Raw genomic sequence first — 26,610 nt, 5'->3', positions numbered from 1 at the left:
CTAAATTTTCAATTATATCGCAGGATAAAAGCGAAAATGGGCAACAGAAGCAGGTTTCCCTCTTCTGTTGCCCATTATTAATTTCCCGCAATTTCAGCTTTCCACGGAAATCCGTTGGGCTAAAACAGGAAGTCGAAGCCCACGAATACCAGCTTCTCCTCCCCTACCGAGTACGTGGCGTTGACCACTGCCGCTTTGAGAATGTCGATGTACACGCCGCCACCGAAGCCGCTGTGGAAGGCAGCGAGGCCGGAGTAGGTGCCGGTGTCGTTGTCGGAATACACGCGGCCCACGTCGGCCAGGCCCATGATGCCGAACTTGCCGGGGAACAGGTAGGCATTGAAGGAAAACAGCTCCAGGCGCGGCTCAAAGTTGGCGTATACCACGGTGCGGCCCGCAAAGCGGGTGCGGCGGTAGCCGCGCAGGTTGGTGGTGCCGCCCAGGGTGTTGGCCTGGTAGAAGCGGTAGTCGCCGTAGTTGTGCTGGTAGCCGATGCGGCCGGCATAGGTGAGGTGGAAAGGAAAGTTGGGCGTGAGGTAGGCCCGGAACTCGGAGGTAATGCGGCCGAAGTTCAGGCTTTCCCGGTTGAGCTGCCAGTTGTACTGGAACTCGTTGAACCAGCGCAGGCCGATGCGGGGGTTTTTGGCCGAGGAGCTGGCGTCGATGTTCAGGTACATCAGCCCGCCGAGGTACTGGTTGGTCTGAAAGTCGGAAGCGCGCACGCCAAAGCGCCGGTTCTCGTAGGTGACCACGCCGTTCTTGTTGGTGAGGCTGTCCTTGATGACCGAGCCGATGGGGTCCTTTTCAATCCGGAACTGGTCGAACTGCGGCCCGATGCCGAACTTGAGGAAGCTGAACAGCTTGCGCTCGAAGGTGGGCGCGATGGTGAAGCGGTCGAAGCGCACGCGGTAGGCGCTGTTCACGGTGCGGTTGGTGACCACGCCGCGGTTTTCATCCTTGGTCGCCAGGTTCACGGTATTGTTGCCGATGCCGAAGAAGTTATACAGCAGCTGCGGGCCGTAGTACTGGGCCGCGATGTGTAGGTCCGTCTTCTTGAAAATGCGGGTGAACTGGCCCGTGTAGCGGATGTTGTAGGCCTCGCGGGCCGGCGCGAAGTTGGCCGTGATGGTCTGTTCCCAGGAGTAGGGCTCGCGGCGGAAGCCGTAGTGGCGGTAGGTAGCACCGCCGCCCAGCAGAAAGCCGTCGTCGATGTTGTACCCAAAATACAGGGCCGGGCCGAAGTAGTCGAGCCGGTAGTCCTTGAGGTCGAAGCGGTGCGGGTAGTCGTAGCGGCTCACCTCGTAGCCGGGCTCCAGGCGCAGGCGGGCTTCGGAGCTGGGGGTGATGACGTTGCCGGTATCGGCGTCGTACACCTGGGTTTTGTGGAGCAGGCCGCCCACGTGGTCGCGGGTGGTGATGCTGTCACGGCCCGTGCCGGCAATAATGCGCAGCTTTGCGCCGCTGTGCACGTCGCCGCGCACGTCGTACACGTCCTTGCCGCCGATGCCGTAGAGACGAACCTCGTCGGTCACCTTGTCATCAAACATGCGGTCGTACAGCACCTTGGTGAGGTCGCCGTCCTTGTTGATTTTCCGCATCACGACGTGGGTGTGGTGGTCGGGCAGGCGCTCCACGGTGAATTTCTCGTTCTTCTTCGAGCCCCGGATTTCCACGATTTCGGCCAGCACGTCGGCATATTTGCCGGCCAGGTCGGGCAGCAGGTCGCGGCGGCTTTTCAGCTTGGCGATGATTTCCTTGCCGTGCAGGTCGTAGATTTCCTTGGGCCACTTGTCGAGAAACGCTTTTTCGATGATTTCATCGGTCAGGTGGGCCTTCATGTAGTCGGCCTCGGCAATCCACTGTTCACGGGTCACGGCGCTCATGAATACCCGGTCGTTGCTCAGGCCGGTCTGGTTCAGGCCCTTGTAGTCGGCGTAGTCGTAGCCAAAGTTCTGGAAGTTGCGGATGGCAAACTTGCGCGAAATCAGGTACGGCAGCACCCCATCGCCCTTGAAGAAGGCAATGTCGCGGTCCTCGGGCACGGCCGTGAAGGTGCGGTCGCCGTCCTTGTTCTTCTTTTCGCTCCAGCGCCACTGGTCCTCGTGCCGGTCCCAGTCGCCAATCCACATATCAAACAGGCGCGAGCGGGCGAAGGCTTTCTCGTCGACTTTGTTGTCGTTGTCGTCCAGCAGGCGGCTGAGCATCTTCTCGGTGCCCACCAGGTTTTTGGCAAAGCCGAGGCTTTCCACATTGTCCTGGCTATCCTTGGCGTCTTCTTCCAGGGCGGCGGGCAGGTTGGCAAACTGGGCGTAGTACTGCCCCAGCAGCGGGTCCTGCGGAATGTAAACCGGCACCGGATTGGTGTGCAGAATGCCGGCCGCCGTGCCCAGCGGCGGCAGCACAAACGAGGCGTACGGGTGCTGGGCCGAAATCTGGTCCTGTAGCACGGCCTTGGCCAGGCCGGTGCGCAGCTGCTCGGGCAGCACGGCGGCGGGGTCCTTGTCGATGCCGCGCAGCGAGAAGTTGTAGCCGGCTTCGTTGCGCACTTTCAGCGAGGCGGTTTGCTTGCCGCCGCCGGTTTTGTAGGGCATCAGGCCGCCTTTGTCGTTGGCCAGGTCCAGGGTGCGGAGCTTCACGGGCGTGGCCCATTCCTTGCGGTAATGCTCGCCCAGCAGCCAGTTGTGGAAGCCGCCGTGCTTGTCGTAGCTTGGGTTGATGGCCACGGTCACGGAGCTGTCGCGGAAGTCGGGGCGCTTCGTGGGAATCGGGGCTTTGGCAATGGCTTCGGCCTCTTTTTCCTTTTTCTTCTCCTTGTCTTTTTTCTTTTCTTTGATGGCCTCCTCGGTCTGGGGCAGCTTCTTGCCGTTGGCCTCGCCATTGGTGGTGCTTAGGGCCGTATCGGAAATCGGCTGGGCGGGCGGCTGAATGGCAATGCTGCCGGTGGTTTTGGCGTAGAGCGGCGTACGGAACACGCGGCGGGCCGTCTGGCCGTTGCCCTGCGGGATAAAATACTCGGCCCACACCTGGCCGTCGTCGTAGTAGTTCACTTCGGCCCAGCCCTTCTCTTTATCCGAGAAAATGGCCCCGCCGCCATCGCCGGGCTTTACGTGCTGGGTTTTGCAGCCCGAACCGCTGATGATGAAATGGGCGCTGCCTTCCTTATAGTATTGCAGGTTGTGCTCGTGCCCGGCCGCGTAAATGACGTTTGGGTACTTGGCAAAAATATCGAGCAGCCCCTTGCGGTACGCCTGGTACAGCGGGTGCGGAATGTCCTGGCTGATGCCGCCGTACTTGCGGGCAAACGGGTAGATGGAGCCAATGACCGGCAGCGGCAGAAAGGCGTACTTGAAAACGATGCTAAGCGGAAAAATATGGTCGGCGAGGGTGAAATAGCCGCCGTGAATGCCGTCGGAAAACAGCGGGTGGTGGGCAAACACCATGATGTGCTTGTCCTTGTTGCGGGCGATAATTTCTTCCACGGCCGCAAATACGTCGTCGGGGTTATCGGCCCCGCAGGCGCCGTTGAGGCCGAAGGGCCGGTTGGTGGGCGCCGTCAGAAACCACTGCGAGTTCAGGGCAATCAGCACCAGGTCGTCCTGCACGCGCACTTCGAACGGGCCGGGGCAGCCGTCGCGCGGCAGGAAGAAGTCGCCGGTGTAGCCAAACTCCACCGAGTCCTTCCGCATGTAGTTTTCCACGAAAGCCTGCTCGCGGTTCACCTGGGCCAGGCCGCCGGCCGCGCCCTGAATCCAGTCGTGGTTGCCGGGCGTCATGTACTTTTCGCCGGGGTAATTTTTAAATACATCGAGCTGGGCGGTGAGGCGTTCTTCGGCGTTGTGGCGGTCGTAGGCGCCTTCTTCGGGCATGCCGTAGTTGTACACGTTGTCGCCCAGGAAGATGGTGGTGCTGTTTTTGCCGGCTCGCATAATTTGCTGGCGCAGGAAATTGAGGCTGGGCTCGCCGCCCTTGGCCACCGGAATGGGGTTTCCCACGTCGCCGATGAGGAACACGCGGTAGCGAATCCGGGTCGAATCGGGCGGAATATTCTTCTGCCAGCTCACGCCGGTTTTGCGGTAGTTGGGGCGGCTGCGGTGGGGGTTCTGGTCCGATTCGCCGGGTTCGGGCAGTTCCCGCTGGGTGCCTTTGGACTCCTTGAGCGGTTTGAGCGGCGCGGCAAGTTGGGCACTGGCGGCCAGAGGCAGGCAGCAGGCAAGCAGAAAAGTGAGGCGACGAAGTAGGGTCATGTAAGCAGGTGCGAAGCGAGGCCGCCGGGTGTCGGCGGGGCAATACGTAAATTTACAACAGGCGCGGTCCCGGCCCGAGTACGGCCCGTTACGCAAAGCGCAGTAGTGCGGTTAGGGCCGGGGGTTTTAACTTACGTCTGATGCTTCGCGTTGAAAGCCGGCGAGCCCGCCGGATAAACCGGCCGTAGCTTCGCTTATCATGGAAGAAATTGTCCCCAAATCCGTCGAGCTGGCGGCCGCGCCTGCGCCGGCCGAACCCACGGACGTGCCAAAGAACGCCCCGGCCGAAAAGCCCGCCAAGGCTCCCGCCTCCGCCCTTGTGAAAGAAGCGCAGGCCGATGTCACCGAGTTGTTAACGAAGGGCTTGTCGCCCATGCTCACCTACCACTCGCTGCGCCACACCGAGGCCGTGGTGAAAGAATGCCGCGCCCTGGCCACGGCCGCCGAGCTCACCCCCGACGACACCGAAGCCCTGCTGCTGGCCGCCTGGTTTCACGATTCCGGCTACCTTGACGTGTACGACGGCCACGAATTCCGCAGCATGGAGCGCGCCGCCGCCTGGCTGGCCGAGCACGGCGTGCCCACGCCCCGCATCGAGCTGATTCAGGGCCTCATCAAAGCCACGCACCGCGACTCCACGGCCGAAACCGACCTGCAAAAGCTGCTGGTGGATGCCGACATGAGCAACCTGGCCCGCGACGACTTCCGCTCCCGCGCCGAGCTGCTGCGCACCGAATGGGAGCTGGTGCTGGGCAAGTCCTACACGAACCCCGAATGGGCCGAGCTCCAGCTTAATTTCATGCTGGGCCACAAATTTCACTCGGAAGCCGGCAAGGAGCGCTACCGCAAGGAGTTCAAGAAGAACGTGGACGAGCAGCGCGACCGCCTCAAGAAAACCGAGAAGAAGGACAAGAAAAAGAACAAGGAGAAGAGCGAAACCTTCGCCGAGCCCAAGCGCGGCATCGAAACCATGTTCCGCACCATGTACGGCAACCACGTGAAGCTGTCGGCCATGGCCGACAAGAAGGCCAGCATGATGATTCAGCTCAACGCCGTGCTTATTTCCGTCATCATCACCTACCTGGGGGCCAAGATGGGCAAGGCCGGCAACCTGGCCCCGCTGATGGGCAACAACCCCGTGCTGGGCATCCCTATCAGCATTTTGCTGATTACGGCCCTGGGCTCGGTCACCACGGCCATCCTCTCGGCCCAGCCCGACGTCACCAGCTTCAACTGGCTGAAGAAAAGCCCCGAAATCGCCAGCAACCGCCGCGTCAACCTGCTGTTTTTCGGCCAGTTCACTAAGCTCAGCCTCGACCATTTCCAGAGCGGCATGCGCGAGATGATGCGCCAGAAAGAAGCCATCTACACCAACATGGTTACCGACGTGTACTACCTCGGCGAGGTGCTCGCGCGCAAATACGCCCTGCTGCGTTCCAGCTACACTATTTTCATGGTCGGGCTGATTCTCACGGCCCTGTCGTTCGGCATCGCACTGCTGTATAAGTCGTAGTTTATCCTCTGGCAGCGAGCCCCGTTCTTATCTTTGCGGCATGGCTGCGTAGTTCAACGGATAGAATAGGCGTTTCCTAAACGCTTGATATGAGTTCGATTCTCGTCGCGGCTACTTTAATAATCAAGCACTTACAAGAGTCTGTTTTCAATCTGAAAGCAGACTCTTGTTTTTTTATATCGATTCCGGCTTGTTTTCCAGCGCGGCCGCAATGAAGGCGGGGACAGAAGTCCGTGGTCGAATTCCCAGTGATGATTGGGACACAGCACCACCAGATTGCTCAGCTTGTTGACTTCGGCCACGAAATCAACTGGCAAAAACTCGTTAATGGGGTTGATATGACACACCTCGTAGTGCGTATCATAGCCGCAAACCGTACACGCTTTGGCTCTGCTTGACTTACGGTATATCATCCGCGCCAGGCTGCGTATCTGAGCCGCGTACTGTGGTAAGGCCCTGGCTTTGAGCTGGTGCAATGCCACCGTCCACCAGTCAACCAGGCTGGGGTTGCAGTTATCACAGGTCGTCCGACGGGTTAGCAAAGCCGCGCCGCAATGCTTACAGCTGCGTGCGGTGCGCTGGCGACTGGGAAAAAGATGTCCGTCTACCCGGTTGGCACAAGAGCGGGAGCAATATTTCGCGTTCGCTGTTTGCGCGCCGCAGTGCAGGCAGTTATTCATGGCCCAAATTACCGGATATTGCCGGTCAATTCCCTCGCTCATACCCGGATGAATCCCCTCATTACCCCCGCCGAGCTACTGGCCCTGCTCCCCACCAGGCCCGTGGTCCTGCTCGATGCCCGCAGCGGCCCCACCGCCCGCCAGGCCTATGAAGCTCAGCACCTGCGCGGGGCGCTGCCCATTGATTTGGACCAGGACCTGGCCGGGCCGGCCGCCAATCCAGCCGAAGGGGGCCGGCACCCGCTGCCCGATTTGCCGGCCTTTGCGCGGGTGCTGGGCCGGCTCGGTATTGGCCCCGACTCGCAGGTAGTGGTGTACGACGACAAAGCCGCCGCCAATGCCGCCGCCCGCTGCTGGTGGATGCTACGCGCCGTGGGCCACGCGGCAGTGCAGGTACTGGATGGCGGCCTGGGAGCCGCTCTTACGGCCGGCGTGCCCACCAGCGCGGGGACGGAAACGCCCATCCCCGCCCCGCCCTATCCCGTTGATGTGTGGCAGCTGTCCACGGCCACGGCCGATGACGTAGAGCGCGCCACCCAGAGCAGCAGCCACTTGGTTATCGACGTGCGCGAGGCCGGCCGCTACCGGGGCGAATTTGAGCCCATCGACCTGGTTGCGGGCCACATCCCGGGCGCTGTCAGTGTGCCCTTCGGCAGCAACCTCGCCGAGGATGGCACCTACCTGGCGCCGGCAGAGCTGCGCCAGAAATACCAGGAAGTTTTCGGCAGCCATGCCCCGGCGGAGGTGATTTTCCACTGCGGCTCGGGGGTCACGGCCTGCCACTCGCTGCTGGCCATTGCCCAGGCGGGCTGGCCGATTCCGCAGCTGTACGTTGGTTCCTGGAGCGAATGGTCGCGGAGCGGGCGTCCCATTGCCACCGGCGAATAAGCGGTAGAGCCGCAATAGCTGCAGGCTCGTCGTTGCTGATGTTGTTGTAACTCCGTAGGCGCAGTTCCAGTCGTTCGACGACGAGACGCAATATTTTGCGTCTCTACAATCCATATACTCACCTGAAAATCGCCCCGTTCAGCGGTAAGCACGGCGGGAGAGTGGAACGCACGGCTTCAATTCCTGATGCGCTGGCATAATTTGCCGCATGAAGCATTTTCTGCCCCTGCTGTTGCTCGCCGCAGCCCACCCCGCCTCCGCTCAAAAATCACCCGAAAACCTCGTCCAGTACGCGCACCCCATGGTGGGCACGCAGAAGATGGGCCACACCTACCCCGGTGCCACCGTGCCCTTCGGCATGGTGCAGCTCTCGCCCGATACCGACACCCTCAGCTACGAGCAGAACGGCAAGTACAACCCCGACATCTACAAGTACTGCGCGGGCTACAACTACGATGACCGAACCATCGTCGGCTTCAGCCACACGCATTTCAGCGGTACGGGGCACTCCGATTTGGGCGACTTCCTGCTGATGCCCACCACCGGCCCGCTCCAGCTCAACCCCGGCACCGCCGACCGCCCCCAAAGCGGCTACCGCTCCGCCTTCTCGCACCAGAACGAGGTGGCCGAGCCCGCCTACTACAAGGTGAAGCTCGACGACCACAACATCACCGCCGAGCTCACGGCCACCGCCCGCGTGGGCTTCCACCAGTACACGTTTCCGGGCACGGAGCCGGCCCACGTCATTCTCGATATGATGGCCGGCATCTACAACTACCCCGACAAGAACGTGTGGAGCTACGTGCGCATCGAAAACGACTCGCTCGTGACCGGCTACCGCCAAACCACCGGCTGGGGCCGCACCCGCACCGAGTACTTCGCCATGCAGTTCTCGAAGCCCTTCAAAAGCTACGGCGCCAAGAAATACGACGCCAGGGAAACCTACCGGGGCTTCTGGGGCCGCTTCGACCAAAGCCAGAACTGGCCCGAGCAGGCCGGCCGCCAGCTGCGCCTCTACTTCGATTTCACCACCGTGGCGGGCGAGAAAATCAAGGTCAAGTTTGCCCTCTCCTCCGTGAGCAGCGCCGGCGCCCTGGCCAACATGCACGCCGAGCTGCCCGGCTGGAACTTCGACCAGACCCGTCGCGACGGCCAGCAGCTCTGGCAGCAGGAGCTAAGTAAAGTCACCATTCAGACGCCCAACCGGGCCGATAAGGAGAACTTCTACACGGCCCTTTACCACGCCTGCCTCAGCCCCACCGTGTACCAGGACACCGACGGCCAGTACCGCGGCCTCGACCAGCAAACCCACCGCGCCGAGGGATTCGTGAACTACACCACCTTCTCGCTCTGGGACACCTTCCGGGCCCTGCACCCGCTCTTCAACCTCCTCCAGCCCAGCCGCAACGCCGATATGGTGCAGTCCATGCTCGCCCACTACGACCAGAGCGCCGAGCACATGCTGCCCGTCTGGAGCCACCACGCCAACGAAAACTGGTGCATGAGCGGCTACCACAGCACCTCCGTGGTGGCCGATGCCGTGCTGAACGGGACCATGCCGCCCGCCCAGGCCGAGCGCGCCCTGGCCGCCTGCGTAGCCACCGCCCGCCACCGCTGGTACGACGGCCTTGATGCCTACATCGACCACGGCTACGTGCCCAGCGAGCGCAGCGGCACCTCCGTGTCCGCCACCCTGGAGTTTGCCTTCGATGACTGGTGCATTGCCCAGCTCGCCCAGAAGCTCGGCCATGCCGATATTTACCAGGAGTTCAGCAAGCGTGCCACCAACTGGCAGAACGTGTTCGATGCCCACACCAACGCCATGCGCCCGCGCCTGGCCGACGGCAGCTTCCGCCCCAAGTTCGACGTGCTGAGCACCAACGGCCAGGGCTTCATCGAGGGCAACGCCTGGAACTACACCCTCGCCGTGCCCCACGACCCCGCCGGCCTCATCACGAAAATGGGCGGCAACGCCCGCTTCGTGCCCCACCTCGATTCGCTCTTTACCATGCACCTGCCCGACTCGTTCTTCGCCGAAACCGAGGACATCACCCGCGAGGGCATCATCGGGGGCTACGTGCACGGCAACGAACCCGCCCACCACGCCGCCTACCTCTACAACTACACCGACCAGCCCTGGAAAACGCAGGCCCAGGTCCGCAACATCCTCGCCCGCCAGTACCACCCCACCCCCGACGGCCTCGGCGGCAACGACGACTGCGGCCAGATGAGCGCCTGGTATATCTTCTCGGCGCTGGGGTTTTATCCGGTGGCCCCGTCGTCGGGCCAGTACGCGCTGGGCAGCCCGCTCGTCCACGGCGCCGTCCTGCACCTGGAGAATGGCAAGAAGTTCACCATCCAGGTCAAAAACCAAAGCCCCAAAAACGTCTACGTGCAGTCGGTCACGCTCAACGGGCAGCGGCGGGCGCAGCCGTTTCTCCAGCAGCAGGACGTGGCGAAGGGCGGCACGCTGGTGTTTGTGATGGGCGCGCGGCCGGCGCGGAGGTGAAGCGGGTTACCCAAAGTATCAGCCCATAAATTCAACTTGAATCCATCAATTAAACAGGCAGGCTCACGGAGACTGATAGTCGAAAATCCTTCATGCGGCAAGCCCCCCCCAAAAACAACCCCGCCGCTGCCGAAACGGCAGCGGCGGGGCGCAACAGGCGAGGCCGGGCCGGGGCCTAGTAGCCCTCCTTCTGGAAGCCGAACTCGCGCAGCACGTTTTATAGGTGTCCGGGTGGTGGGCCTTGATGAGGCTGATGAGGGCCTTGAGCACCTTGCGCAGGGGCTTTTCCTGCACGTTTTTCTGGCCGACCGCGCCGGCGGCGGTGCTTTCGGTTTTGGTGCGCTTGCCCACCAGTTCGGCGTATTCCCGGGCGATGGGCGTCCAGAAGGCCTGGCCGTACTTGCGGGCGTCGTAGCCGTGGGCGCTGATGGCTAGCACTAGCCTGGCCAGGGCCTTGGCGCGGGCGGGGCGGGCGCTGGGCAGGCGCTTATTCCGGCCCTCGGTTTTGAGGCCGAACTCGTCGTAGTAGGCCTTGTCGGCGTCGCCTTCGTGGTCTTCGGCCAGGTAGCCTTTCACGAAGTTCAGGGCTTTGTCCACCTGGGCATCGAGGGTGCGCAGGCGCTGGGCCTGCGGGCTGCGGTCGTTGCCGGCCGCGTCGGCGGTGTCGAGGCTGTCGAAATAGGCCTGCGCCTGGGGCAGGAAGGCCGCCTTGGTTTTCCAGAGCAGGTCGCCGAGCTCGGAGGTTTGCCAGAATTTGGCCGCGTTCAGGCCCAGGGTGGCCAGCTCCAGCTGGCCGAAGGGCAGATTGGGGGTGTAAGTAGGCTCGTTGCCGGATGGGTCGGAGGCAGGCGTACCGGGAGCTTCAGGGCTCATAAACAAATTGTGGTTAGGTGAATGGAGGGCCGGAAGGCAGCCGTTAGTCTTCGTATTCCACCCGCCTGTTTCGTCCCGCAGGGCTACTCGGGTTGCGAGTACCGGTCCGGGACGGTCCCGGACCTTGCCCCGAACCGGAATAGGGCCCTGGGACGGTCCCGCAGGCCTACTCGGGTTGCAAGTAGGCCTGCGGGACCGTCCCGGACCAGTACCCGCAACCCGAGTAGCCCTCCGGGACCGTCCCCCGGCCCCAACCGCCCACCCGCCGCGACCGGGGCCGCAGCGGCTGGAGAAGATTGAGTTTCTACTCCGTTTTCAATTGTACTTGAAAGGTGCCTCCTACTGAATCACCAACTACCCAAACGTAATAAGTGCCATCCTTCAATTTGCTTAAGGGTAGAACTATTTCGTTCCTCTCGCCCGCCTCGGTGCTTCCTGTTCTATGAAGTGGCTTATAAGCGCCTTTTCGCTTTATCATACTGCCATAGTTTTCTTCATCCCAAATGGTAACTGACGTTCTAGATAATTGAGGCAACACCAGTTCCAATTGCTCGTCTCGCTTTCGGCTCACGACAATTGGCTTGCACACCGGTCCTAACCCGCAAGCTTCCATGTATTCGAAACTTACTCGGATGGCTCTGGGAAGCTGACCATCCGGTATCTGCGCGCCGCTCGAAAATGCTAGCGTCAGGATGATTCCTAATAGAAGGCATTTCATATCGCAAGCTAATGGCCCAACCGCCAACCAGCCGCGACCGGGGGCGGCAGCGGCTGGCAGAAGCTTAGAGTTGCTTTCCTATTGCCAGAAGGCATCTTGTTCCCAACCGGCAGGAAAGCCCATTTCCTGCGTCGGAACCGCCGCGAATGAACGTAGCAATTGCTTCAACTCATGGATGAATGCGACGGCAGTTGGTCCATCAACAGCCTTTAGCAGGTAAACCATGCACGCCAGCAGTCCATATAAATCTGCATTGGGGAGTGACGAAGCATTTGCAGGCCACGCATATACCGGCTGTTTTACGGCTAGCGTCGGGCGCACGGTCAGCTTGCGGTTCCAGACGCGGCTGTGATGGGCGCAACGGTTGCGTATGTTGCACAGGGCCGTAATCCAGCTCACCAATATTGGCTGGCCGACGCCGAAAAACCGGGCTACATCGTTGGTAATAGCCGGCTTCAAGTGGGTAAATACTTTCGACAACGTTCCAAACGATACCACTTCGAAGACCATCCAGGCTGGCGGCAAAGCAGGCGAGGAATACTTACTGAAATAGTGCTTGATGAAAGCTTCGCCCGACCTTTTTACTTCTTTGCGGATATGTCGGACGTTGGCATTGTGAATATCCTGGCCTTTGCTATCGGTTCGGCCCAAGGTGTACTGCCGGTCCTTATACCAGAATGGTCCGGCCTTTACAGCTCCCTGATAAGCTAACTGAGCCCGCAACGCCACTTCGATGGGGCTGATTCCTTTGAAAATCAAGGAGCGTAACGCCTCATCAAAATTGTAGAGCGTCAATACATCCTCCAAAGTAGTGCCGGCTCGAAACTGATGCCCTTGCCCAGTCTGAAAGTAGAGAAAATACCCCGCTAAACGGTAATAGCTCAATCTACCCAGTGCCTTCTCTGCCTCGGCCACGTCCGGCACTACCAATCCCCGGCTGATAAGCAGATTTACTTGGTCGGTGAGCGTCAGGGCAAGCTTACGGTATCTCATCGACGGGCAAAAAATAACCCGCCTGGTGCGCGTTGGTCGTGAAACCTAGAGGCGTGGCGGGTTTTGTTGTTGCAAATATAGAACGACGAGGCGTTAAAACAAGTTTCCCGATTATGCCGCGTAGGCCTGGCAGGCGCGGAGGTCCTCCGCTTCCAGGTCCTCATAGTCGGCCAGGATTTCGGCCTCCGTCATGCCGGACGCGAGGTATTCGAGCACGTTCTGCACCGGGTAGCGCAGCCCGCGCACGGTGGGCTGCCCGTGGCTAGCTATTCGGGTCGAGGGTGATGCGCGGATGCGCCGCTGAAGCAGCAGTTTCCATGTGGCTAAGATACGAAAGCGCCGCCCCGACCCCGGCCCTACCCGCCCCCGGGGCCACAGCAGCTGAAGAAGCTTAAGTTTCAAAAACAAACCAGCCGCTACCGGGGCGGCAGCGGCTGGGGATGTCGACTTTATAGGGCGCCACTAGCGCACGGCCGTGGCTTCTACTTCCACTTTCAAGCCCTCAAAGGCCAGGAAGGCCACTTCCACCATGGTGGCGGCCGCCTGAATTTCGTGCCGGGCTACCCAATCGGTGAATACCTCAAAACACCCCCCTTCGCCAAACAGCGCGGCGGTATCGGTGGTGTACAGGCGCAGGTGCACGATGTCGCGGCACTGGTAGCCGGCCTCGGTTACTACCTGCTCCACGTTGCCGAGTACTTGGTGGAGCTGGGCCCGCATGTCGCCGGTGCTGGGGTTGCCCTGGGCGTCGATGGCGGCCTGCCCGGCGCAATAGAGCGTGGCCGACGCTTGTTTCACTTCTACGGCTTGCTGGTAGGCGCTCTGCGCTTGCCACTGCCACGGGTTGATTGCTCGCTTTTCCATGAGGGAGATTATTAAATGCGCCCGGCCCAGGAGGGCCGCTGCGCAGGGTGAGGTTGCGGAAGCAAAGGTCCCGGCCCGCCACACCTCCTCTCCGTGACCTAGCTCACTATTTTGGGCCCGGCTCGGCCAGCCGGCTCAGGGTTTCGCGCGATACGCCCAGATAGGCCGCCAGCAGCGTCTTGGACACCCGCTGCGGCAGCGTGGGGTACTGACGCAGCAACAGCTCGTACCGCTCGCGGGCCGGCAAGGACAGCAGCGACAAGATGCGCTGTTGCGCGGCCACCCCGCCCCGCGCAAATTTGACGAGGAAGAAGCGCGCCATTGGGGGCAGGTGGCGGCAGAGGTACTCGTAGCCTTCCAGCGGCAGGCACCACACGGCCGTGTCTTCGAGGCACTGCAGCGACAGCGTGGCCGGCGTCTGGGCCAGGTAGGCCGCGAAGTCGCCCTCCCACCAGTCTTCTAGCGCAAACGACACGACGTGGGCCCGCCCCGCCGTGTCGGTGTGCACCAGCTTCAGCAGCCCCGTCACCACGAAGTACAGCTCCCGTACCCGCTCCCCTTCCCGAATCAGAAACTGATGCTTGCGAAACTGCCGGCTCGTGAACTGCGCCAGCACCAGCGCAAATTCCTCATCGGTCAGCGACACTATTTGTTCCAGATGCTGTCGTAATTGCTCCTGCATGGCCACTAACATACGCAGCCGCTTCATTTCGGCAAGCATGCTGCTCCACCCGCCAGCCGCCACCCCGCCACCCCGGTCCCGCAGCGGCTGAAGAAGCTGAGGTTTCAAAACCAAACCAGCTGCTACCGGGGGCGGCAGCGGCTGATTGAAGCTTAAGTACTGGCGGAATTATGCTGCCTTTCTAATCGTTTTTACCGATTTCCTTGCCGATGCCTTTGCCGTAAAAGCATTTTTAATTAGAAACCTCGCTTGTGTGTCTAGTGCTCTATACCTGGGCTCCCCGACAATATCTGATTGAAATTTATTCATGAGTCTTACACCCTCTTTTGTGTCCACTAAAAGAATCGTGTGAAAAGCAATAGCATAGTCAAAAAAGAGCTTCTTATCTGGATGCTTAGCGTATTGCTCAGCATAAAATTCTATTATATCTAATGCGTTATAGAACTGGCCAGCTCTGCCTGCCTTTTCATATTTCTGAATCTGTTCAATAATATTCTTATAATTCCTACTCAATTCATTTGGGCTATTGTCAAGTATAGCGAAGAAACCTCTGTTTAATAAAACAGTAGCAGAGTTAGGCATAACTAAAGCAGCCTTTTCGGTATACTTTCGGGCAGCTTCTACATTGCCAAGGTCATAGGAATACCTTGCCAGCGGCGCATATGTAACTATTGCCTCGCGGCTGCCGCTTAGCAATTTTTCGTACTCTTTAAGAAAACCCATTGTTAGGTTTGGGTCCTTGCCTGAATTATGATAATCCAAGAATACTGACTGGCAGAGACCGGACAGTATTTGTACTAGTCGGCTAGCCAAAAAGAACTTTTTATTCTTACGTATTCTCTCTTCTTCCGATATAGATTCATCATTCGCACCAACTAAATCAGTACTGTAATTGATTGGCGTTATTAAGCGTTTCAGAATCTCCAATCCAAGCTCTGGATTGCCATTGCAGACAGAACTTAACCCTAGGTAGTAATAGAGTATATCTCTTAACTCTAATCTTGTCTTTTTAGTACCCTCATATTCATCAGCCATTGTAAATGACCATTGATTAGGGTTTCTTAACGCCACCTCCTTATTTATATCGACAATTACACCGAATACCGGAAATTTAGTAGGCATTCCATAAGTGCGAAAAACTGCACTATCGATTATGAACTTTTCTTTATCATCAACTTTACCTATATCAGCCTTTATGTGAAGCAATTGTTTCAGGCCATAATCATTATTCTTTAAAAATTCATTTGCTTGAAATTCGGTTGAAAACAGATTAGAATCCAACTCAATAAACTTAATGCCGCGCACTTCCGACTTCACTTCTGAGATTATGGGCTTTATAATTCTATGAATTTCTTCCGCGCTTCTGTTTTCGTGATTAATTATCACTCCAAAAGTAGTATGACGTACTGCTAGTTTATACTTGAACCGGGCGTAAAACCATACACCAGTCACCAAGAAGAGTACTAGTACCAAAAAGGGCAAAGAATTTTCATTGGGCTCAAACCCTTTGACATACTTCTTTACCTCAAAGAAATGTACATAAACGACAGAAATGAGCACTAGCACTAGTGCTATCGGCCTTCTCCAGTTTTTTACTAAAAAGCTTTTGAGTAGAGAAAGTAGCTCTGAAAATAATTTAGAAAGCATCTTTATGAAAATAAATCACCCTGCGAGATTTATAATACTCTCTCGCAGGGTGATTATATATTATGCAAATTAACCCTTACGACCCGCAGGCCTCGCACCCGTCCGGGTTATCCAGCGAGCAGCTCATGTCGGATTGGTTTTGCTCCACCAGGGCCATGGGCTCCAGGGTTTCGGCGGCTTGCTTTTCCACCGTGAACTTGATGGCGTCGGCGGCGGCTTTGGTGCGCAGGTAGTACATGCCGGTTTTCAGGCCGCGCTTCCAGCTGTGGAAGTGCATGCTGGTGAGCTTGCCGAAGTTCACGTTTTGCACGTGCAGGTTCAGGCTCTGGCTCTGGCAGATGTAGGCCCCACGGTCGGCGGCCTGGTCGATGATGCGGCGCTGCGAAATCTCCCACACTGTCTTGTACAGGTCCTTGATGTGCTGCGGAATGCGGGCAATGCCTTGCACCGAGCCGTTGGCCGCGATGATTTCCTGCTTCATGGCGTCGTTCCAGAGGCCCAGGGCCACCAGGTCCTTCAGCAGGTGCTTGTTCACCACCATAAACTCGCCGCTGAGCACGCGGCGCACGTAAATGTTGCTCGTGTAGGGCTCAAACGACTCGTTGTTGCCCAGAATCTGGGCGGTGCTGGCCGTGGGCATGGGCGCCACCAGCAGCGAGTTGCGGGCCCCGTGCTTCACCACCTCGGCGCGCAGGCTTTCCCAGTCCCAGCGGCCCGAGTCGGGCGTCACGCCCCAGAGGTCAAACTGGAACTTGCCCTGGCTCAGGGGCGAGCCGGGGAAGGTTTCGTAGTACCCATCCTTGATGGCGAGGTCCTTCGAGGCCGTCATGGCCGCAAAGTAGATGGTTTCGAAGATGTCCTTGTTCAGGCCCGAGGCTTCGTCGCTCTCGAAGGGCATGCGCAGGGCAATAAACGTGTCGGCCAAGCCTTGCACGCCCAGCCCGATGGGGCGGTGGCGGAAGTTCGACTTCTGCGTCTCGGGCACCGGGTAGTAGTTCACGTCAATCACCTTGTTCAGGTTCAGCGTGGCCTGGTAGGTTACCTCGTACAGCTTGTCGTGGTCGAAGGTCATGTTGCCCGCCTTGTCGGTCACGAGGTAGCGGGGCAGCGCCAGCGAAGCCAGGTTGCACACCGCAATTTCGTCCTTGTCGGTGTACTCAATAATCTCGGTGCACAGGTTGCTCGACTTAATCGTGCCCAGGTTTTGCTGGTTCGATTTGCCGTTGGCCGCGTCCTTAAACAGCATGTAGGGCGTGCCGGTCTCGGTCTGGCTTTCCAGGATGGCAAACCACAGCTCCTGCGCCTTGATGGTCTTGCGGCCCCGGCCCTCGCGCTCATACTTCAGGTACAGCTTCTCGAATTCCGGCCCCCAGGTGGTGTCCATGCCGGGGCACTCGTGGGGGCACATCAGCGTCCAGTCGCCGTTTTCCTCCACGCGCTTCATAAACAAATCGGGCGTCCAGAGGGCGTAAAACAGGTCGCGGGCGCGCATTTCCTCCTTGCCGTGGTTCTTCTTCAGGTCCAGGAACTCAAAAATATCAGCGTGCCAGGGCTCCAGGTAAATGGCGAAGGCACCCTTGCGTTTCCCGCCGCCCTGGTCCACGTAGCGGGCCGTGTCATTGAACACCTTCAGCATGGGCACCAGCCCGTTCGAGTTGCCATTGGTGCCCTTGATGTAGGAGCCCGTGGCCCGCACGTTGCTCACCGACAGCCCGATGCCACCGGCCGACTGCGAAATCAGCGCGCAGTTCTTCAGCGTGTCATAAATGCCGTCAATCGAGTCGTCCTTCATCGTAAGCAGGAAGCAGCTCGACATCTGCGGCTTCGGCGTGCCCGCGTTGAACAGCGTGGGCGTGGCGTGCGTGAACCACCGCTCGCTCAGCAGATTGTAGGTTTTGATAACCGACTCAATGTCGTCCTTGTGGATGCCCACCGACACGCGCATCAGCATGTGCTGGGGCCGTTCCACCACCTTGCCCTCCAGGCGCAGCAGGTAGCTCCGCTCCAGCGTCTTGAAGCCGAAGAAGTCGTAGTTGTAGTCCCGGTCGTAGATGATGGCCGAGTCCAGGGTGTGGGCATTCTTATGAATCACCTCCCACACGTCGGTAGCCAGCAGCGAGGCGTTGTCCCCGTTCTTCGGGTCCTCGTAAGTATAAAGCCGCTTCATCGTGGACGAGAAGGACTTCGAGGTCACCTTGTGCAGGTTGCTCACCGCGATGCGGGCCGCCAGAATGGCGTAGTCCGGGTGCTTGGTGGTGAGCGAAGCGGCGGTTTCGGCGGCCAGGTTATCCAGCTCCACGGTGGTCACGCCGTCGTAGATGCCGTCAATCACCTTCTTAGCCACCTCAATCGGCGACACGAAATCCATGTGCAGGCCGTAGCAGAGCTTCTCGATGCGCGCCGTGACTTTGTCAAACTTCACGGATTCGCGGCGGCCGTCGCGTTTAATTACTAGCATACCAGTGGTGTTTGGTTGTGGGTTTTTTCGTATAAAAAGCAGCCGGCTTTGGCAGGCCCGGCGGCAACTTGTTCGTACAGTTGTGAAAGAGTGGCACCGAAAGCGCCGGGCTGTGGCAGCCCTTGGGTATTCAATCCCGGAAATTACCGCTTCTGTTTTCGAAGGACAAGCAAAAATTCCAGAAGTTTTCCACAAAGGACTCAAAATAGGACGCCCGGCCACTTTTTAGAAGCAGCCGGGCGGCACGAAGAGGAAACAGGAATAATGACTCTGAATATTCCGGTATTAAACTACCGGCTGGCCGTCACGGCCGCCACTGGCTGGCAGCTCAGTATCACGCTTATTTCAATCGACTTGGCGATGTTATTCCGCACCAGCGCCGGGATTTTGATTTTGTAATCGGCCGGCGCCACCGAGAACTTAGACGTGACCACCAGGGCATTGTCGCGCAGCTGCAAAGTGCCGGGCACGCGCACCTTCCGCTTCACATTGTGAATGGTGAGCAGGCCCTGCACATACACGGGTTGCGGGCCAAGGCGCAGCTGCGCCTCATCGGGCATGGTCACCAGCTTGCCCGTGAACCGGGCCCGCGGGTACTTCTCCGATTCGGCGTAGTTCTCGTTGAAGTGCTCCTGCATGAGCGTGTTCTTGAACTGGAAATCCCGCATCAGCATGGAGAAAGCCAGCTCGCCCGTGCGCATCTCAAAAATGGCCGCCACCTTCCCATTCAGCGCCTCAATATCCTCCAGCGGCGCCGAGGAGAAGAAGGTGATTTGGCCGGTGGCCGTGGTATAGCGCGGCAGTCCTGCTATTCCTCCCGGCAGCGCCGCGGCAGGTGCCTGGGCCGCAGCAGCAGCAGCTGGGGTTTGCGGTGTGGTGGGGTTTTGCGCGGCCGGCGTCATCGCCACCAGGCCGAATAAAAGGAGTAACCCGTATTTCATATGACAACTTACCAATGGACACGAACGAAAGCAATAGCCGCAGCGCGGAGCCGGTATTCAGCAACTCGCTACTGCTCAGCCAAAGGTTGCTTACCGTTCCGAATTTATCACCATCCCGTCTCTACTGAATACTAAATTCACAGGAAGAATTGTTGATTTTGTTCACCTTCCCCCAATTGTACGGCAGTGCTAATCTCAAGCGTCTACTTGCGGCGGACCAGCCACCGCAACCCGCCCAGCACCTGCACCGCCCCCCACCGCCAGTGCGCCAATGGTCACGGGTGGCCCCAGGGCTTTGCACGAGCAGGTGAGAAACACAGGCTCGCTATTCACCCGCAGCCGGCGGCGGCAAAAGGTACTGGGCGTGATGTTGGGGTCGCCCTGGCCGGGCAGCGGCTAATTACCGTACGTTTCGATGGAGTAAATTATGGCATTCAATACCAGTAACTTACCAATAAAAACCCACTAAAAAGCCCGAATCCAAACTGGAATCGGGCTTTTTAGTGGCCTCCGCGAGGCCGCGCGGTTAACTATTCTGGTATACGCGGACTCGCAGCGTCCGGGCTATAGTGCCTTAGAAATCCTCGTCCAGCGAGAAGACGTTGTCGTTGCGCTCGCTCATCACGCCGGATTTCTGGTACTCGGCCACGCGCTTCTCGAAGAAGTTGGTTTTGCCCTGCACCGAAATCATTTCCATGAAATCGAAGGGGTTGGTGGCGTTGTAGATTTTGGCGCAGCCCAGGGAAACCAAGAGGCGGTCGGCCACAAACTCGATGTACTGCGCCATGTTCTTGGCGTTCATGCCGATGAGGCTCACCGGCAAAGCATCGGTCACAAACTCCTGTTCGATGCGCACCGCGTCGGCGATGATGCCTTGCACGTGGGCTTCAGGCAGCTTGTTCACCAAGTAGCTGTAGAGCAGGCAGGCAAAGTCGCAGTGCAGGCCTTCGTCGCGCGAAATCAATTCGTTCGAGAACGTGAGGCCGGGCATCAGGCCGCGCTTCTTCAGCCAGAAAATGGAGCAGAAAGAGCCGGAAAAAAAGATGCCTTCCACCGCCGCGAAGGCAATGAGGCGCTCGGCGAAGTTTTCGGAGTTAATCCACTTCAGGGCCCACTCGCCTTTTTTCTGGACGGCAGGCACGGTTTCGAGGGCGTTGAAGAGGTAGTCCTTCTCCTTGGGGTCTTTGATGTACGTGTCAATCAGCAGCGAATAGGTCTCGCTGTGAATGTTTTCCATCATAATCTGGAAGCCGTAGAAGCAGCGGGCCTCGGGCATCTGCACTTCCTGCATGAAGTTCACGGCCAGGTTCTCGTTCACGATGCCATCGGAGGCGGCAAAGAAGGCCAGGACGTGCTTGATGAAGTGGCGCTCGTTGTCGTTCAGGCCGTTCCAGTCCTTCTGGTCCTGGCTGAGGTCTATTTCCTCCGCGGTCCAGAACGAGGCCTGCGACTTCTTGTAGTACTGCCACACCTCATCGTTCTGGATGGGAAAAAGCACGAAGCGGTTGGGGTTTTCGGCGAGGAGCGGCTCCATAATTGCGGGACGGTTAGTGGCGGGTTTCGGCGAGAAAGATGGTAGGCAAACTGCCACTATCGGGCTGATGTTTGGCGGAGGCCTCAGAAATTTCGGTCACCTTTCAACATCAAATATAGCCCGGCCGGCGAGGCAGATTGCCACCGCTTTTAGCTTTTTTATTCACTAATTTTTAGTTAAGACCAATCTTTTTCACTCACAAATGCAGGAATTTTTGCGCCTCGATTAGCCGAAGGGCTTCACCAAATCCTCCTCAAAATCAGGCATTTTCGCACCACTTATCCACATTCACTCTGTGGATAAGCTCACTTGTCCCCAAATCGGGGCCGACCACGTGCCGATTGCGCAATTTCTTCACCCGGCCTTAATCTGCGCTTCATCTGTCTCCGGGCGGTTTTGGGACGATGGGCGCGGGCCAGCCAATGACGATTAACAACTTAGGCTTGGATATGCAAAACCAAATCCGTACTTTTGCCTTCCCATTTCAGAAAAACCCGCGAAAGCTGATGTACGCAATTGTCAACATAGCTGGCCAGCAGACCAAGGTTGAGGCCAACAAATTCGTTTACGCTCACAAACTGGCCGGCAACGTCGGTGACACCGTAACGCTGGGCAACGCCCTGCTGACCGATGACAACGGCACCCTGACCATCGGTGCACCCGAGTTGAACGTAGCCGTAGTAGGCACCATTCTCGCCCACGTAAAGGGCGACAAGGTGCTCGTCTTCAAAAAGAAGCGCCGCAAGGGCTACCAGAAAATGAACGGCCACCGCCAGTCGTTCACCAAAGTGATGATTAACAGCATCGGCTAGTTTTAGTTGAGCTTTTAGCTGATGGCCTTTAGCCGTTAGCTTATTGTTCTACTGGCAGTTGCCTTTATTTTAACCAGACGCTAACAGCTAAACGCTGTTAGCTAACAGCTCCAACAAAATGGCTCACAAGAAAGGTGTCGGCTCGTCCAACAACGGCCGCGAATCGCATTCCAAACGTCTCGGCGTGAAAATTTTCGGGGGTCAGGCCCTCGTTGCCGGCAACATCATCGTGCGTCAGCGCGGCACGGCTCACCACCCCGGTGCCAACGTTGGCATGGGCAAAGACCACACGCTGTTTGCGCTGGTCGACGGCGAAGTGCAGTTCCGCAAGGGCCGCAAAGACCGTTCGTTCGTGACGGTTATTCCCCGCGAAGTGGTGTCGGTACCGGCTTAATTGCTGACTGATTTAAATTGAAAAGGGCTGCTCCATCGGGCAGCCCTTTTTGCGTTGGAGATAGCGAGGCGGGCTTACCGGCCGAAGTACACGCCCAGGTTGAGCTGGGTGGTAAGTAGTCAGGCAAAAGTAACCGTCATGCAGAGCGTAGCGAAGCATCTCGCGGGCAGCAATAATTAACACAGTTAAACAATTGATTTACTGCCACACGCGAGATGCTTCGCTACGCTCTGCATGACCGTCTTTTACTCGTTTACTTTTGAACGGCTACTTAATGTTAAGGTTGCTCGGTGGGTTGTGGTAGCCGAAGCCTGCGTCGGAGCGGACAGGGCCCAGGCCAATGCCGGTATTAAAGCTGAACAGAAAATTGCGGCCCAAGCGGCGCTGCATGCCCCTGGGCTTCCAGGGCCAGGTAATTGCCCACAAAAGGGCCCTGGGCGCGGTTGTGCCGCTCGCGGCCGGCCTGGTTGTAATAGTGGCGGGCGCCCACGCCCAGCGCTCCGGTGGGAATGACAAAGCGCTGGTCGCCATAAGCGACGTTCTGGGTAGATAGCCGGAAATCGGAATCAAACTGACCGCATAAAGTGAACCTGGAGCCGAGGGAATATTCGGCACCGATTGAAACTGGTAAACGCGCCGCTAGCCCATAAAAGCCACTCCACCGCAAGGACCGTCCGGGGTTCAGTCCCACTTTTAGCAGTAGCTTGGAAGCGCTGGCAACGGTTGTTTGGGCTGGCGCGGCAGGCACCGTTTGGCCCAGGCTGCTACAAGCGGCGGCCAGCAGCAGGCCGGGCAAGAGGGGAAGACGAAAGCGCATAAGCCCGCAGCAGATAAAGTGGAAATTCATCTGCGGGATGCCAGGGCCACTGTTTTGGTTGCACGAGGGGCGGCGGGCGCACCACGCGGCGGCCGTGCGGCTACCGCCTGAAGTATAGGCGCATATTGACTTGTGCGGCCACGTCGAGGCGGGAAATGGCGGCTCGGTCGGGCCCGTACCGGGACAAGACCTGCACGCCCAGCCCGGCATTAAAATCGAACAGCAGCGGCAAGGTGGCCCAGCGGTGCTGGGTGCCCCAGAACCCGTAGAGCGCGGGCGTGAAGCTGAGCGTGATGCCCCGGCCACGCCGGCCGCCGGTGCCCCCGGCAAAGTCGGCGTTGCCTTCCAAGGCCAGGTAGTCGCGAGCGAAGGGCCGCACCCGGAGCGAATCGAGCGGACGGAGATGGCGGTAGTAGTAGCGCAGACCCAAGGCAGCGTCGTTGCCCTGGGCCGGGGCCGCCCCGCCCCGCCGGCCGCCCCGGCCCATCACATCGGCTTCGGCCTGGCCGTAGAGGCTGAACTGAGAAGTGAGGCGGTACTCGGCACCCACGGAAATCGGGAGCACAAGCACCCGCCCGCGCGGGCCAAATGCATAGGCAAAATGCGACAGGCGCAGGCCCGCTTTCAGCCACAGCCGGTGCTCGCGCCGGGCCGGCGCCTTGGCCATAGGGGCTGCCGCCAATGAATGCATCTGGGCTTTGGCCGCCGGCCCGGCCAACAGCACGGCGCTGAGCGCAACAATGCCTAACCCCCTGGTTGACGACTGTAAAAACATTGGCAAGCAGGGGGTAAGAACAACAGCCGGATGGGTGCGAAACAAATGTACTTCGCTCGCGATGGGTTCTTACTGCAGGGCGTAGAGCACCGGCTTGCTGGGGCTGGCGTCGAGCTCCAGGCTGGTGATTTGGATGTTGAGCAGGTACAGGCCATCGGCTACTTCGTCAGGAACGAAAATCAGTTCCGTAATGGTGGCGCCGTAGCGGGGCTGCGCGGGGTATTGCCAGAAGGCGTGGTGGGCCAGCAGCTGGCCGGCGTCTTCTTCGCGGTCGACGCTGGGAAGGTCGAGTAGGAAATGCTGGACGTTGTATTCGACCAGCCACTCGGCCAACGCGGGCTCGATGTAGGTGGGGTTGGTGCCGGAGTAGTGGCGGCGGCGCTTGGCGGGGTCGTTGGGCAAAGTGCGCAGAACGAGGGCTTCGGGAATGGAGCGGTCGAGCTGCCGGGCCAGGGCGGCCTGCACGTCGGCCAGTAGCACCACCAGGTCGCCATTGGGCTGGGGCACTGGGGCCACGCTCACCAACCGGGCCACGAACAGGAAGCGGCGCAGGCACTGGTTGAGCGTGATGGCCGGGTCGGGCGAGATATGGCCGTAGCATTCGGTGTGGGTGCCGTTGCCGTGCGGCGTGACGTGCACGCGCTGGTAGTTGGTGCTGCCGCCCAGCGCCACGCTGCCCACGAAGCTGCCCACCCGAATGGTGTCGAACTGCACGGGCTCGGCCCAAAAGCAGTTCACCTGGTTTTCGCCGGGAGCCAGCGGAAGGGAAATATCAATCGGCGCGGCGGGGTCGTAGGAATAGGTGCGGCCGGCGTGGGGGAAGGTTGGTTTCACAGGGAGCAGGGGGGCATGGGCTAGTTTTCAGCGGCAAGTTGGTTCAAAATCTGGCTGATTTCGGCGGCGCGACTGATGATGATGAGGTGGCCACCGGCCAACTGATACTGGCCGGGCGCGCCCCCGGCAGGCAGCAGCCGGTCTTCGGTACCGTGAATGCGGACGACGGGCGGTGCCGGCCGGCCCGGCCACTGCAACAGCTGCGCGATGGCCCAACGGGTGAAGTCCGGGTCGGTGTCGCACAAAATTTGTCGCAACAGCTGGTAGTCGCGCCCATTTCTGACGCCAAAAAACCATTGGGCTACGCGGGGTATCCGCGGCAGCAGCTGCGGGGGCAGCAGGTGGTGCAAGCCCGTGGCGCGGGCCAGCTTGCCCAGCCACGGCAGCTCCGACGGCCCCGCAAAGCTGGAAATAAGCACTACCTGCGCCAGGGGGCGCAGCTGGGCCACTTCCAACGCCAATACGCCGCCGAAGGAAACGCCCACCAGCCAGCAGACCTGCGCCGCGGGCACCGCCGCCGCGAGACGCGCGGCGTAGTGTGGCAGCGGCTCGTTGCGGCTTTGTGGAGGCAACCATTGCAGCACGTGCGTTTCGCCCCGCAGATGCAGGAACTGAAACACGCGCTCATCGGCCCCCAGCCCGGGGATGAGGTAAAAAACCTGGAGTGAAGCGGGCATGCGCCGGCTACGAATCGAGCCGCACGAACACGCCTTCGAGGTAGAAGATGTTGTGCGGCTGCGGGTCATCGGGGCCTTCCTCGTCGGTTTCGTCGTCCTCAGCGGCGGGGTACGTCACCGACAGTTTCAGGGCCACGCTGGGCAGGGGCACGGGCGGCTGCTCGTCGGAATTGTATTCGAGCAGCGCGGGCCAATCGGCACGGGCCAGGGCATCGGCGACTTCTTCCTGCAAGGTTTCGGCGCGGTCGTGCGCGAGGCTGAGAAGGGTGTCGAGGGCCTTAAATGGCAGGGCCAGGTGGAAGAAATGCGTGTCGTTGTCGAAGAACGTGGTGGCCCACACGGTCACGTCGTCGGTGTTGTCGAAAACGATGGCGACGATGTAAATCTGTTCAATGAAGAAATCGGCGTCATCGGCCAGGCTGTCGCTCAGGAGTTTCATTCGGCTACGGCAGGGGTTTGGAAGAGCTCCAGCGTGATGTGGTCGGCCAGCAGCTTGCCCGCGTCGGTCAAGGTAAGGACTTCATTCTGGATAGTGGCCCAGCCGTTGGCCTGCAGCTCGGCGAGGTAGGCGGCGCGGGTGCCCGGCAGGTCGAGGCCGTGGTGAGTGCGCAAATGGGCCAGGTCGCAGCCGCGGGCGGTGCGCAACGTGGTGAGCAGGTACTCGTTGGCGCGGTCGGTAGCCGTAAGAACGTCCACGGTCACGGGCACTTCGCCGCGCTCCAGCACGGCGACCACGTACTGCGGGTTGTTGGCGAGGGTGAACTGGCGGTTCTGGCCGTCGTAGCTGTGGGCGCTGGGGCCCAGGCCGAGATAGGGCACGCCGCGCCAGTAGTTGCCGTTGTGGCGGCTCTCGCGGCCGGGCTGGCAGAAGTTGCTGATTTCGTACTGCTCGTAGCCGTGGGCGCGCATGGCGGCCAGCAGCATCTCAAACTGCGTGGCCACGAACTCATCGGGCGCGGGCTTGAACGTGCCTTTTTGCAGGCGATGCCCGAAGGCCGTGCCCGGCTCGATGGTGAGGGCGTAAGCCGAAACGTGCGGCACACCCAGCGCAAAAGCATTGGCCAAATCGGCCTCCCAGATGTGGTGGCCCGGCGCGGGCACCCCGTAAATCAAGTCGATGGAAATATTCTCGAAGCCGGCATCCTGCGCACGGCGCACGGCCGTGGTCGATTCCTCGGCGGTGTGGGCGCGGTTCATCAGGCGCAGGTGCGGCTCATAGAAGCTTTGCAGGCCGATGCTGAGGCGGTTGATGCCGGCGGCTTTTAGTTCCTGAAGCTTGGCAGCGCTCAGGTCGTCGGGGTTGGCTTCGAGGGTGATTTCGGCCTGGGGCGCAACCGTGAACTGGCGGTGGATGGCCGTAAAAATCTGGTCCAGCTCACTCACGGAAAGCAGCGACGGCGTACCGCCCCCGAAGTAGATGGTTTCCAGTGTCGCATTGGCACCCAGGTAGTCGCGCCGCAGCGCCATTTCCTGCCCAATTGCCTCTACCAAACGGCTTTTCAGCCCCAGCGAGGTGCTGAAATGGAAGTCGCAGTAGTGGCACGCTTGCTTGCAGAACGGAATGTGGAGGTAGAGGCCAGCCATGGTTTTGATGAACATCGGGCAGTGAGCAATCCATTCCAAACGCTTCGGAAAGGTGGCCCTGGATGCCGGGTGGCAATGGAATCTGAAGCTGCAAAGGTAGCCGGGCGGGGCGCAAGCCATTCGGGGAGCCGGCCGTTTTACCTTCGGGAAATTAAACGCCGGCTTTCGCGTTA

The 26,610-nt window shown here is 59.4% G+C and carries 22 protein-coding genes and 1 tRNA gene; 6 read left to right on the top strand and 17 right to left on the bottom strand.

Features of this window, described 5'->3' with window-relative positions:
* Window positions 1-119: 119 nt before the first annotated feature.
* Window positions 120-4,244, bottom strand: a complete 4,125-nt coding sequence (locus tag J4G38_RS02835) for a metallophosphoesterase (RefSeq protein WP_226163082.1) — start codon at window positions 4,242-4,244, stop codon at window positions 120-122.
* Between the two features lie 199 nt (window positions 4,245-4,443).
* Between J4G38_RS02835 and J4G38_RS02830 the strand changes: the two genes are divergently transcribed.
* Window positions 4,444-5,757 (top strand): Pycsar system effector family protein, encoded by a 1,314-nt coding sequence (locus tag J4G38_RS02830; protein ID WP_226163081.1) that lies wholly within the window; start codon window positions 4,444-4,446, stop codon window positions 5,755-5,757.
* Window positions 5,758-5,799: 42 nt separating this feature from the next.
* Window positions 5,800-5,871 (top strand) — tRNA-Arg (locus J4G38_RS02825).
* Window positions 5,872-5,888: 17 nt separating this feature from the next.
* Here the strand turns inward: J4G38_RS02825 and J4G38_RS02820 are convergent.
* Window positions 5,889-6,437 (bottom strand): HNH endonuclease signature motif containing protein, encoded by a 549-nt coding sequence (locus J4G38_RS02820; protein ID WP_210518328.1) that lies wholly within the window; start codon window positions 6,435-6,437, stop codon window positions 5,889-5,891.
* 48 nt (window positions 6,438-6,485) lie between these two features.
* Between J4G38_RS02820 and J4G38_RS02815 the strand changes: the two genes are divergently transcribed.
* The gene (locus J4G38_RS02815) at window positions 6,486-7,325 is read left to right on the top strand and encodes a sulfurtransferase (protein ID WP_210518327.1); all 840 of its coding nucleotides are present in this window, start codon (window positions 6,486-6,488) and stop codon (window positions 7,323-7,325) included.
* Window positions 7,326-7,533: 208 nt separating this feature from the next.
* Window positions 7,534-9,834, top strand: coding sequence for a GH92 family glycosyl hydrolase (locus J4G38_RS02810; protein ID WP_210518326.1), 2,301 nt, complete (start codon window positions 7,534-7,536; stop codon window positions 9,832-9,834).
* 90 nt (window positions 9,835-9,924) lie between these two features.
* On the opposite strand, the gene J4G38_RS02805 is transcribed toward J4G38_RS02810, so the two are convergent.
* The 9 genes from J4G38_RS02805 to J4G38_RS02765 all read right to left on the bottom strand — a co-directional run bounded on the left by J4G38_RS02805 (window position 9,925) and on the right by J4G38_RS02765 (window position 20,544).
* Window positions 9,925-10,707, bottom strand: a complete 783-nt coding sequence (locus J4G38_RS02805; RefSeq protein WP_210518325.1) for a hypothetical protein — start codon at window positions 10,705-10,707, stop codon at window positions 9,925-9,927.
* 796 nt (window positions 10,708-11,503) lie between these two features.
* The gene (locus J4G38_RS02800; protein ID WP_210518324.1) at window positions 11,504-12,418 is read right to left on the bottom strand and encodes an Abi family protein; all 915 of its coding nucleotides are present in this window, start codon (window positions 12,416-12,418) and stop codon (window positions 11,504-11,506) included.
* Window positions 12,419-12,529: 111 nt separating this feature from the next.
* The gene (locus J4G38_RS28860) at window positions 12,530-12,643 is read right to left on the bottom strand and encodes a DUF433 domain-containing protein (RefSeq protein WP_317198171.1); all 114 of its coding nucleotides are present in this window, start codon (window positions 12,641-12,643) and stop codon (window positions 12,530-12,532) included.
* Between the two features lie 237 nt (window positions 12,644-12,880).
* On the bottom strand, window positions 12,881-13,282 hold the full coding sequence (locus J4G38_RS02790) for a RidA family protein (RefSeq protein WP_210518323.1): 402 nt from the start codon (window positions 13,280-13,282) through the stop codon (window positions 12,881-12,883).
* 106 nt (window positions 13,283-13,388) lie between these two features.
* The gene (locus tag J4G38_RS02785; protein WP_226163080.1) at window positions 13,389-13,991 is read right to left on the bottom strand and encodes a Crp/Fnr family transcriptional regulator; all 603 of its coding nucleotides are present in this window, start codon (window positions 13,989-13,991) and stop codon (window positions 13,389-13,391) included.
* Between the two features lie 141 nt (window positions 13,992-14,132).
* Window positions 14,133-15,611 (bottom strand): tetratricopeptide repeat protein, encoded by a 1,479-nt coding sequence (locus tag J4G38_RS02780; RefSeq protein WP_210518322.1) that lies wholly within the window; start codon window positions 15,609-15,611, stop codon window positions 14,133-14,135.
* A 76-nt stretch (window positions 15,612-15,687) separates the two neighbouring features.
* A complete protein-coding gene (locus tag J4G38_RS02775; protein WP_210518321.1) occupies window positions 15,688-18,069 on the bottom strand; it encodes a ribonucleoside-diphosphate reductase subunit alpha in 2,382 nt (793 codons plus the stop codon).
* Window positions 18,070-18,359: 290 nt separating this feature from the next.
* Window positions 18,360-19,010 carry a YceI family protein gene (locus J4G38_RS02770; protein ID WP_210518320.1) on the bottom strand — a complete coding sequence of 217 codons (651 nt, stop codon included), beginning with the start codon at window positions 19,008-19,010 and terminating at the stop codon, window positions 18,360-18,362.
* Window positions 19,011-19,584: 574 nt separating this feature from the next.
* Window positions 19,585-20,544: a ribonucleoside-diphosphate reductase small subunit gene (locus J4G38_RS02765; RefSeq protein WP_210518319.1), complete on the bottom strand. Its 960-nt coding sequence runs from the start codon at window positions 20,542-20,544 to the stop codon at window positions 19,585-19,587.
* 506 nt (window positions 20,545-21,050) lie between these two features.
* Here J4G38_RS02765 and rplU point away from each other — a divergent pair.
* Together rplU and rpmA are read left to right on the top strand one after the other, a co-directional pair.
* On the top strand, window positions 21,051-21,356 hold the full coding sequence (gene rplU, locus J4G38_RS02760; RefSeq protein ID WP_210518435.1) for a 50S ribosomal protein L21: 306 nt from the start codon (window positions 21,051-21,053) through the stop codon (window positions 21,354-21,356).
* Window positions 21,357-21,474: 118 nt separating this feature from the next.
* Entirely contained in the window at window positions 21,475-21,750 is a 276-nt protein-coding gene (rpmA, locus tag J4G38_RS02755; protein WP_168671389.1) for a 50S ribosomal protein L27, read from the top strand.
* Between the two features lie 349 nt (window positions 21,751-22,099).
* On the opposite strand, the gene J4G38_RS02750 is transcribed toward rpmA, so the two are convergent.
* The 6 genes from J4G38_RS02750 to hemW all read right to left on the bottom strand — a co-directional run bounded on the left by J4G38_RS02750 (window position 22,100) and on the right by hemW (window position 26,452).
* The gene (locus tag J4G38_RS02750) at window positions 22,100-22,567 is read right to left on the bottom strand and encodes a hypothetical protein (RefSeq protein ID WP_210518317.1); all 468 of its coding nucleotides are present in this window, start codon (window positions 22,565-22,567) and stop codon (window positions 22,100-22,102) included.
* 100 nt (window positions 22,568-22,667) lie between these two features.
* On the bottom strand, window positions 22,668-23,342 hold the full coding sequence (locus J4G38_RS02745; protein WP_210518316.1) for a hypothetical protein: 675 nt from the start codon (window positions 23,340-23,342) through the stop codon (window positions 22,668-22,670).
* Between the two features lie 69 nt (window positions 23,343-23,411).
* Window positions 23,412-24,176 carry a cyclase family protein gene (locus J4G38_RS02740; RefSeq protein ID WP_210518314.1) on the bottom strand — a complete coding sequence of 255 codons (765 nt, stop codon included), beginning with the start codon at window positions 24,174-24,176 and terminating at the stop codon, window positions 23,412-23,414.
* Window positions 24,177-24,196: 20 nt separating this feature from the next.
* Window positions 24,197-24,853, bottom strand: coding sequence for an alpha/beta hydrolase (locus J4G38_RS02735; RefSeq protein ID WP_210518313.1), 657 nt, complete (start codon window positions 24,851-24,853; stop codon window positions 24,197-24,199).
* 7 nt (window positions 24,854-24,860) lie between these two features.
* The gene (locus J4G38_RS02730; protein ID WP_210518312.1) at window positions 24,861-25,292 is read right to left on the bottom strand and encodes a hypothetical protein; all 432 of its coding nucleotides are present in this window, start codon (window positions 25,290-25,292) and stop codon (window positions 24,861-24,863) included.
* Window positions 25,289-26,452 carry a radical SAM family heme chaperone HemW gene (gene hemW / locus J4G38_RS02725; protein WP_226163079.1) on the bottom strand — a complete coding sequence of 388 codons (1,164 nt, stop codon included), beginning with the start codon at window positions 26,450-26,452 and terminating at the stop codon, window positions 25,289-25,291. Before hemW ends, J4G38_RS02730 begins: the two co-directional genes overlap by 4 nt.
* Between the last annotated feature and the right edge of the window lie 158 nt (window positions 26,453-26,610).

It is taken from the genome of Hymenobacter terricola, from assembly GCF_017921975.2.
GTDB lineage: Bacteria > Bacteroidota > Bacteroidia > Cytophagales > Hymenobacteraceae > Hymenobacter > Hymenobacter terricola.
The sequence above is the reverse complement of the archived record's forward strand: the minus strand, read 5'-3'. Positions and strand labels throughout refer to the sequence as shown.

Coding starts and splice junctions, on each gene's coding strand:
- J4G38_RS02835 (WP_226163082.1), bottom strand. CDS start 4,244: ATGACCCTACTTCGTCGCCTCACTTTTCTGCTTGCCTGCTGCCTGCCT.
- J4G38_RS02830 (WP_226163081.1), top strand. CDS start 4,444: ATGGAAGAAATTGTCCCCAAATCCGTCGAGCTGGCGGCCGCGCCTGCG.
- J4G38_RS02820 (WP_210518328.1), bottom strand. CDS start 6,437: ATGAATAACTGCCTGCACTGCGGCGCGCAAACAGCGAACGCGAAATAT.
- J4G38_RS02815 (WP_210518327.1), top strand. CDS start 6,486: ATGAATCCCCTCATTACCCCCGCCGAGCTACTGGCCCTGCTCCCCACC.
- J4G38_RS02810 (WP_210518326.1), top strand. CDS start 7,534: ATGAAGCATTTTCTGCCCCTGCTGTTGCTCGCCGCAGCCCACCCCGCC.
- J4G38_RS02805 (WP_210518325.1), bottom strand. CDS start 10,707: ATGAGCCCTGAAGCTCCCGGTACGCCTGCCTCCGACCCATCCGGCAAC.
- J4G38_RS02800 (WP_210518324.1), bottom strand. CDS start 12,418: ATGAGATACCGTAAGCTTGCCCTGACGCTCACCGACCAAGTAAATCTG.
- J4G38_RS02790 (WP_210518323.1), bottom strand. CDS start 13,282: ATGGAAAAGCGAGCAATCAACCCGTGGCAGTGGCAAGCGCAGAGCGCC.
- J4G38_RS02785 (WP_226163080.1), bottom strand. CDS start 13,991: ATGAAGCGGCTGCGTATGTTAGTGGCCATGCAGGAGCAATTACGACAG.
- J4G38_RS02780 (WP_210518322.1), bottom strand. CDS start 15,611: ATGCTTTCTAAATTATTTTCAGAGCTACTTTCTCTACTCAAAAGCTTT.
- J4G38_RS02775 (WP_210518321.1), bottom strand. CDS start 18,069: ATGCTAGTAATTAAACGCGACGGCCGCCGCGAATCCGTGAAGTTTGAC.
- J4G38_RS02770 (WP_210518320.1), bottom strand. CDS start 19,010: ATGAAATACGGGTTACTCCTTTTATTCGGCCTGGTGGCGATGACGCCG.
- J4G38_RS02765 (WP_210518319.1), bottom strand. CDS start 20,544: ATGGAGCCGCTCCTCGCCGAAAACCCCAACCGCTTCGTGCTTTTTCCC.
- rplU (WP_210518435.1), top strand. CDS start 21,051: ATGTACGCAATTGTCAACATAGCTGGCCAGCAGACCAAGGTTGAGGCC.
- rpmA (WP_168671389.1), top strand. CDS start 21,475: ATGGCTCACAAGAAAGGTGTCGGCTCGTCCAACAACGGCCGCGAATCG.
- J4G38_RS02750 (WP_210518317.1), bottom strand. CDS start 22,567: ATGCGCTTTCGTCTTCCCCTCTTGCCCGGCCTGCTGCTGGCCGCCGCT.
- J4G38_RS02745 (WP_210518316.1), bottom strand. CDS start 23,342: ATGTTTTTACAGTCGTCAACCAGGGGGTTAGGCATTGTTGCGCTCAGC.
- J4G38_RS02735 (WP_210518313.1), bottom strand. CDS start 24,853: ATGCCCGCTTCACTCCAGGTTTTTTACCTCATCCCCGGGCTGGGGGCC.
- J4G38_RS02730 (WP_210518312.1), bottom strand. CDS start 25,292: ATGAAACTCCTGAGCGACAGCCTGGCCGATGACGCCGATTTCTTCATT.
- hemW (WP_226163079.1), bottom strand. CDS start 26,452: ATGTTCATCAAAACCATGGCTGGCCTCTACCTCCACATTCCGTTCTGC.